This is a genomic window from Roseivivax sp. (assembly GCF_054552075.1).
The window spans coordinates 89,490-97,013 of record NZ_JBTOLZ010000018.1; the positions used below are offsets into that span (position 1 = coordinate 89,490).

6 protein-coding genes are annotated in these 7,524 nt (G+C 69.7%); all 6 read right to left on the reverse strand.

All coding sequences use genetic code 11. From position 1 onward, the window contains the following. Positions 1-163: 163 nt before the first annotated feature. From ACX938_RS14035 to ACX938_RS14060, 6 genes are read right to left on the reverse strand one after another with little or no spacing between them, the layout of a single operon-like run. The gene (locus ACX938_RS14035; protein ID WP_459431520.1) at positions 164-1,099 is read right to left on the reverse strand and encodes a 2-hydroxyacid dehydrogenase; all 936 of its coding nucleotides are present in this window, start codon (positions 1,097-1,099) and stop codon (positions 164-166) included. Beyond that, positions 1,099-2,238, reverse strand: a complete 1,140-nt coding sequence (gene rodA / locus ACX938_RS14040; RefSeq protein ID WP_459431521.1) for a rod shape-determining protein RodA — start codon at positions 2,236-2,238, stop codon at positions 1,099-1,101. Before rodA ends, ACX938_RS14035 begins: the two co-directional genes overlap by 1 nt. Continuing rightward, the gene (mrdA, locus tag ACX938_RS14045) at positions 2,235-4,178 is read right to left on the reverse strand and encodes a penicillin-binding protein 2 (protein WP_232755185.1); all 1,944 of its coding nucleotides are present in this window, start codon (positions 4,176-4,178) and stop codon (positions 2,235-2,237) included. Before mrdA ends, rodA begins: the two co-directional genes overlap by 4 nt. Further along, positions 4,175-4,711 carry a rod shape-determining protein MreD gene (locus ACX938_RS14050; protein WP_232755186.1) on the reverse strand — a complete coding sequence of 179 codons (537 nt, stop codon included), beginning with the start codon at positions 4,709-4,711 and terminating at the stop codon, positions 4,175-4,177. Before ACX938_RS14050 ends, mrdA begins: the two co-directional genes overlap by 4 nt. Further along, positions 4,708-5,628 carry a rod shape-determining protein MreC gene (gene mreC / locus ACX938_RS14055; RefSeq protein WP_232755187.1) on the reverse strand — a complete coding sequence of 307 codons (921 nt, stop codon included), beginning with the start codon at positions 5,626-5,628 and terminating at the stop codon, positions 4,708-4,710. Before mreC ends, ACX938_RS14050 begins: the two co-directional genes overlap by 4 nt. Before the next feature lie 32 nt (positions 5,629-5,660). Further along, positions 5,661-6,707, reverse strand: a complete 1,047-nt coding sequence (locus ACX938_RS14060) for a rod shape-determining protein (RefSeq protein ID WP_232755188.1) — start codon at positions 6,705-6,707, stop codon at positions 5,661-5,663. Between the last annotated feature and the right edge of the window lie 817 nt (positions 6,708-7,524).

The window sequence follows — 7,524 nt, forward strand, 5'->3', positions numbered from 1 at the left end:
GGGAGAGGGGCGTGGCGTTCTTTGTGGGTCCGGGCCGCCTTTGGCGTCCCGGACGGGGGGCGCTGCCCCCTCAGCGGGCCTGCGGCCCGCATTCACCCCCGAGGTATTTTACCCAAGCTGAAGCTGGTGGGGCGGGGCGCCCGGCTGAGAGGGCGCGCCTCGGTCAGTAGCCGGCGCTGCGGTCGACCTGGTGCAGGAGGGGGGCGCCGCTCTGGTGGCGGCGGATGTTCTCGGCCACGACGCGGGCGGCGGAGGGCGGGCGCGTCTCCGAGGCGATATGCGGGGTCACGGTGACTTTCGGGTGCGCCCAGTAGGGGTCGTCCCGGGGCAGCGGTTCCTCGCGGAAGACGTCGAGCGTGGCATGGCCGACCTGGCCCGTGTCGAGCGCGGCCAGGAGGGCGGCGTCCTCGATCAGCGGGCCGCGCCCGGGGTTGATCACCGCGGCGCCGGGGGCGAGGCGGGCGAGTGCGCGGGCATCGAGGATGTCGCGGGTCTCGGGCGTGTCGGGCAGGAGCAGGACCAGGATCTCGGCGCCTTCGAGCGCGGCGGCGAGCCCCTCGGGGCCGCTGTGGCAGGTCATCCCGGGGATCTCCTTGGGGCTGCGGGCCCAGCCGGCGAGGTCGAACTTCAGGGCCGAGAGCATCTCGGCGCAGGCGGTGCCGAGCGCGCCGAGGCCCAGGATCGTCACCTTCCGGTCGGTGGCCAGCGGCGGCACCTCGGGCGCCCAGCGGTGCTCGGGATTGACGATATGGGCATCCATCCCGAGGTGGTGGCGCAGCACATGGCCTGTCACCCATTCGACCATGCCCTGGGTCAGCCCCTCGGCGTCGACCATGCGGGTCAGCGGCACCTTCAGCGTCGGGTTGCCGGTCACCGCCTCGACCCCCGCCCAGAGGTTCAGCACCGCCTTGAGCCGGGTGTAGGGCGTGAAGTCCTGCACCGTGCTGTTCGGCGCATAGACCATGTAGTCGACCGCTTCGGGGGGCAGCTCGGTGGCGAGCTGGTAGTCCAGTCCTTCGTCGGTCAGGGCCTTGTGGAGCGGGCGGGCGTAGTCCTCCCACCGGTCGGGACCGGCGGCAAACAGGATATTCAGGGTCATCAGCGGGGCCTGTGGATATGGGCGCTCTGGACGAGGCCGAATGCGATCATCAGGACCAGCATGGCCGACCCGCCGTAGCTCACCAGCGGCAGCGGCACGCCGACCACGGGGGCGAGCCCCATGACCATCGACATGTTGACTGCGAAGAACAGGAAGAAGGTCAGGCCGATCCCGAGGATCAGGAGCGAGGAGAAGCGGTCCTTGTTCTTCAGCGCCGAAACGATGCAGAAGACCAGGATCAGCACGTAGAGCACCAGGAGCGAGAAGCCGCCCACGAAGCCGAACTCCTCGGCGAGGGTGTTGAAGATGAAGTCGGTGTGTTTCTCGGGCAGGAAGTTCAGCCGCGACTGGGTGCCCTGCATGAAGCCGCGCCCGGTCCAGCCGCCCGAGCCCATGGCGATCTTCGCCTGGGTGATGTGATAGCCGGCGCCGAGCGGATCGGTGGAGGGATCGAGGAAGGTGTCGATGCGGCGGAACTGGTAGTCCTTGAGGAGCTGCCAGTCGGTGCCGCGGCTCTGGAAGACCGCCGCCACCGTGCCGGCGCCCGCGGCGATCACCGCGCCGAAATAGGCCCAGTGCACGCCCGCGAGAAACATCAGGAGCCCGCCCGCGGTCAGAAGCAGGATCGCCGTGCCGAGGTCGGGCTGGGTCAGCACCAGGCCGGTGGGCAGGACGATCAGCAGGATCGGCAGGAGCACCCAGAAGGGCCGCGAGGTCTTCCGCAGGGGCAGCCAGTCGTAATAGGCGGCAAGCGCCATGACGAGCGTGATCTTCATCAGCTCCGAGGGCTGGAGCTGCATGAACCCCAGGTCGATCCAGCGCTGCGCGCCCATGCCCACGGTGCCGATGAACTCCACCGCGACCAGCAGTGCCAAGGCGCCGAGATAGGCCAGGAAGGCCATGTTGCGCCAGAACCAGATCGGCACCAGCGCCACGGTGAACATCGCCATGAGGCCCAGGACGTAGCGCTTCATCTGCGGCTCGGCCCAGGGCGTCAGAGAGCCCCCGGCGACCGAGTAGAGCATCAGGAAGCCGACGCAGGCCACCGCTGTGACCAGCACCACCACCGGCCAGTTGAAGTAGAAGACCTTGCGCCAGCCCGCGGGCGTCGTCTTGACGGAATACTCGAGGTAACTCATGCGCGGCTCTGCCACGCCCGGAGGCGCTCTTCGCGTTCGGCGGCCATGCGGTCCTGCTGTTCGCGGATCCGGTCGCGGTCCTTGGTGGGATAGGCGTCGAGCGGCGGGTCGCCCCCGAAAAGCGCCTGCAGCGTCACGTCGCGGGCGATGGGCGCGGCCGCCGCCGAGCCGCCGCCGCCGTGTTCGACCACCACCGCCACGGCGATGCGCGGCGCCTCGTAGGGGGCGAAATTCACGAAGAGCGCGTGGTCGCGCCGGTTCCAGGGCAGGTCCTCGTTGCGGGTCACGCCGCGCGCGCGTTCGGCGGCGGTGATGTTGCGCACCTGGCTGGTGCCGGTCTTGCCGGCCATGCGCATGGCGTCGTCGATAATTCGCGAGCCGTAAGCGGTGCCCCGGCGGTTGTTGGAGACCGCGAACATCGCCTCGCGGATCCGCTGCAGGTGGGTCTCGTTGAAGCCCATGGGCGCGCCGGGGCGGCCCGGGGCCTCGATCCCGTCGATGGATTTCACCAGCCGGGGCGAGATCGACCGCCCGGTCGCCAGCCGCGCCGCCATGACCGCCTGCTGCAGCGGCGAGGACAAGACGAAGCCCTGGCCGATCGAGGCGTTCACCGTGTCGCCGATCACCCATTCCGCCCCGCGGTTGGCACGCTTCCAGGCCTTGTCGGGAATGAGCCCGTCGGTCACCGCCGACATCGGGATGTCATGCACCTCGCCGAGGCCCAGGCGCCGCGCGGTCTCGGCGATCTTCTCGATGCCGACCTTCAGCGCCAGGTCGTAGTAGTAGACGTCGCAGCTTTCGCGCAGGCTCTGCTCGAAGTTCATATGGCCGTGGCCGGCGCGCTTCCAGCAGTGGAAGCGGCGGCCGCCGACATCGAGGTGGCCGGGGCACCAGACCGTCTCGGAGGGGCTGACGACGCCCGCGTCCATGGCCGCCAGCGCGGTGACCATCTTGAAGGTCGAGCCCGGCGGATAGGCGTCCTGGACGGTCTTCGAGGCCAGGGGGCGGCGCTCGTTCTCGCGGTAGATGCCGTAATCGCCGACCGAGATCCCGCGCACGAACTTGTTGGGGTCGTAGGAGGGCGCCGAGGAGATCGCCAGGAGGTCGCCCTCGGCCAGGTCCATGACCACCACGCTGGCGCTTTCCTCGCCGAGGCGGGCCTGGACGTAGTTCTGCAGCTCGGCGTCGACGGTGAGCTGCACGTCGGCCCCGGCCTCGCCCTCGCGGCGGTCGAGCTCGCGCATGACCCGGCCGACGGCATTGACCTCGACGCGCTTGGCGCCGGCGCGGCCGCGCAGCTCTTCCTCGTAGTTGCGCTCGACGCCGACCTTGCCGACCTGGAAGCGGGGGATGCGCAGCACCGGCTCGGGGTCCTCGTAGCGCGCCAGGTCGCGGTCGGAGACCGGGCCGACATAGCCCACCACATGGGCGAAGGTGCCGTCGTGGGGATAGACCCGCGAGAGGCCCACCTCGGGGCTGACGCCGGGCAGGGCGGGGGCGTTGACCGCGACGCGGCTCACCTCTTCCCAGCTCACCCGGTCGGCCACGGTGACCGGCAGGAAGGGCGCGGACCGGGCCATCTCGGCGCGGGCGCGCTCGATCTCGTCGGGGTCGAGCCGGACGATCCGCCCCAGCGCCTCGAGCGCGGCGTCGACGTCCTCGGCCTCCTCGCGGACGATGGTGATCCGGTAGGCGGGCTCGTTGGCGGCGATCACCCGGCCTTCGCGGTCGAAGATCTGCCCGCGGGACGGCGGGATGAGCCGCAGGTTGATGCGGTTCTCCTCGGCCAGGAGCCGAAACTCATCGGCCTGGTCGACCTGCATGTAGCGCATCCGAAGCGCCAGGGCGCCGGCGAAGCCCAGTTGCAGGCCCCCCAGGATCAGCCCCCGGCGCGAGATCCGCGCCCAGCTTTCGGATGTTTCCTTGGCGGTGCGTTTCATGCGCCTTGCCCCAGCCTGTCGCCGTCGCCCGGAGCGGCCCGCGCCACGCCGAGGATCCGGCTCAGCGCCACCACGCCGGGATAGATCAGGATCGAGGCCAGCAGCGAGGACAGGGCCAGCACCCAACCCATGGGCTCGATGATAAGGAGGAGCTTCACCAATTGATAGATCAGAACCATGGCCCCGAGGCTCACCGAGACCGAGAGCCATTCGAGCAGGAAGTTGGTCTCGCGCTGGCGCCGCTCGCCGGTCTTGAGGCTTTCGGCGACCATGACGGTGAGCGCGGCCCAGAGGCCCGGCGGGCGCTGGAAGATCAGATCGACGAGGAGCGCCACCACGGCGATCAGCCAGGCCGGCACGTATTCGGGGCGCCGCAGCGCCCAGGCGAAGACCAGGAGCGTGATGAAATCCGGCCCTGCCAGGAGCTGCGGCAGATGCGAGAGCGGCAGGAGGTGGAAGAAGACCACCAGCCCCGCCAGCAGCACGAAGACGCCGCGCATCATCCAGATCCTGAGGCCGTCGGCGTCGATCATTGGGTGACCTCCGGCTCCGGCGCGGGCGGCCCCTCGAGCGGCATCTCGTCGGGCAGGGGCAGGCGCGGGGCGATCAGCCCGCCCTGTTCCGAGACCCGCCGCGCGCCGTGGTCGCGCAGCACCCGCAGGAACTCGAGCCGCTCGTAATCCGCCGCGAGCCGCACCCGCAGCCGGCCGTTGGGGTCCTCGGCGACCTGGCCGATCAGGAGGCCCGGCGGGAAGACCTCGCCGTCGCCCGAGGTCACGATCCGGTCGCCGGGGCGCACCAGGTCGGGGTTCTCGAGGAAGTCGATCGGCGGGGCGGCGGAATTGTCCCCGGCAATGAGCGCGCGCTGGCCCGAGGGCTGGATCACCGCCGGGATGCGGCTGGTCGCATCGGTCAGGAGCAGCACCCGCGAGGTATTGGCGCCCACGCCCGAGATCCGGCCCACCAGCCCGATCCCGTCCATGGTCGCCCAGCCGTCGACGATGCCATCGCGGCTGCCGACGTTGATCAGCACTGACTGCCGGAAGGGCGAGCCCGAATCGGCCAGCACGACCCCGGTGATATAGGTCAGCTTGGGGTCGAGCTGGACGTTGTTGAGGTCACGCAGGCGGGCGTTCTCCTGCTCGAGCTGCAGCGCGGCCTCCTTCCAGGCGGTCATCTGCCTGAGCTCGCGGCGCAGCTCCTGGTTCTGGTCGTAGATCTGCTGGTAGCTGCGGAAGTCACCGGCGAGGTTCACCACCGCGGTGACCGGCGCCATGGCCCAGGAGAAGCTCGGCACGACATGGTCGACGACCTGGGCGCGGAAGCGTTCGACCCGGGGGCTGTCGATGCGCCAGATCAGGAAGATGCCCAGCAGGCACAGGATCAGCACCGCCACAAGCAGACGCTTCAGCGGGCCGGTATAATCCTCGCCAGATCTGTCCCGTGCCATGTCGTCTCCCCTCGCCTCAGAGGGTCGGGCGCTCAGCTGTCGTAGTCAATCGCGTGGCGGAGCTGCTTTTCGTATTCCAGCGCCTTGCCGGTGCCGAGGGCGACGCAGTTCAGGCTCTCGTCGGCGATCGAGACCGCAAGCCCGGTCTGTTCGCGCAGCGCCAGGTCCAGGTCGCCCAGGAGCGCTCCGCCGCCGGTGAGCATCACGCCGCGGTCGACGATATCGGCGGCGAGGTCCGGGGGCGTGGCTTCGAGCGCGGTCATCACCGCCTCGCAGATCGCCTGCACCGGCTCCGAGAGCGCCTCGGCGACCTGCGCCTGGCTGATCTCGGTCTCCTTCGGGACACCGTTCAGCAGGTCGCGGCCGCGGATCTGCAGCGAGGCGCCGCGCCCGTCGTCGGGCATCCGCGCGGTGCCGATCGAGGTCTTGATGCGCTCGGCGGTCGATTCGCCGATCAGGAGGTTCTGCTGGCGGCGCAGGTAGTTGATGATCGCCTCGTCCATGCGGTCGCCGCCGACCCGGACCGAGCGGGCATAGACGATGTCGCCCAAGGACAAGACCGCGACCTCGGTGGTGCCGCCGCCGATGTCGACGACCATGTTGCCGGTCGGATCGGTGATCGGCATGCCCGCGCCGATGGCCGCGGCGATGGGCTCGGCGATGAGGCCGGCCTTGCGCGCCCCGGCCGAGAGCACCGAGGAGCGGATCGCGCGTTTCTCCACCGGGGTGGCGCCATGCGGCACGCAGACGATGATCTTCGGCTTATGGAAGGTCGAGCGGCGGTGCACCTTGCGGATGAAGTGCTTGATCATCGCCTCGGCGGTGTCGAAGTCGGCGATCACGCCTTCGCGCATCGGGCGGATCGCCTCGATCGAGCCGGGGGTGCGGCCGAGCATCAGCTTGGCGTCCTCGCCCACGGCCAGCACCTTCTTCACGCCGTCCTTGACGTGATAGGCGACGACGGAGGGCTCCGACAGGATCACGCCGCGTCCCTTGACGTAGACCAGCGTGTTCGCGGTGCCGAGGTCGATGGCCATGTCCGCCGAAAAGGCGCCCATGAGCTTGTCCAAACCAAACATAATGCGTTCCCCTAAAGCGTGATCGGCCCGCGACTCCGTCACGGGCCGAGCGGGGCGACTTATATGTGGGTCCCGCCGCTTGTGAAAGGGTGGCCATGCGGCAAATCAGCGTGAAATTGCCGCCCCGTGTCGCCGGCGGCTTGCGCCGGTGCATTTGCGACACCCCGACCGCGCCGGGGTAGGCCGCCCGGGGCGCCTCGCCCCGGGGTTGCGCGGGGGGTGGAGGTGTTTGGGGTGTGGTGTGGGGGTGTTTGGTGTGGGGGTGGGTGTGGTCAGGGTGGGGTGAGTCGGGTGGGTCGTGGTGTGGCGGTGGGGGCGGATGCTTAGCTTGGGCAAGGCGTTCGGAGCGATCCGTGCGTAGCGAGTTGACCAAGTTCGAACGCCCGGTGCGATGCGGCTTATCGACACCCAAAGCGCCCCCTTGCGCCCGAATAGCACCGAAGGTGCCGGGCGCGCGCCGGACCGGCCCCTTGGGCCGGCGCTCCTTGGGATGGCGTGCTTAGATCGCCTCTAGCCCTGACCTTGCTGGGATAAAACGCCTCGCTCTGAGGTCAGAAGCGCCGGCCCCCGGCCCGGCGCGCGCCCTCTGTTGGTGCGGGGTGTGAGGGGGCTTGGCGCCCCGCCCCGGCCCCGCGCCTTGCCGCCCGTGGTTTCGAAGGTCTTCCGAACCCAATCACCCCACGCGCCCCCTTGCGCCCGAATAGCACCGAAGGTGCCGGGCGCGCGCCGGACCGGCCCGATGGGCCGGCGCTCCTTGGGGTGGCGTGCTTAGCTCACAGCGAGCAATGACCTTGCTGCCATAAAGCGCATAGCCCTG

Excerpts from the sequence above, each read along its gene's own strand:
- mrdA (WP_232755185.1), bottom strand. The coding sequence starts at position 4,178 with ATGAAACGCACCGCCAAGGAAACATCCGAAAGCTGGGCGCGGATCTCG.
- ACX938_RS14050 (WP_232755186.1), bottom strand. The coding sequence starts at position 4,711 with ATGATCGACGCCGACGGCCTCAGGATCTGGATGATGCGCGGCGTCTTC.
- ACX938_RS14060 (WP_232755188.1), bottom strand. The coding sequence starts at position 6,707 with ATGTTTGGTTTGGACAAGCTCATGGGCGCCTTTTCGGCGGACATGGCC.
- mreC (WP_232755187.1), bottom strand. The coding sequence starts at position 5,628 with ATGGCACGGGACAGATCTGGCGAGGATTATACCGGCCCGCTGAAGCGT.
- ACX938_RS14035 (WP_459431520.1), bottom strand. The coding sequence starts at position 1,099 with ATGACCCTGAATATCCTGTTTGCCGCCGGTCCCGACCGGTGGGAGGAC.
- rodA (WP_459431521.1), bottom strand. The coding sequence starts at position 2,238 with ATGAGTTACCTCGAGTATTCCGTCAAGACGACGCCCGCGGGCTGGCGC.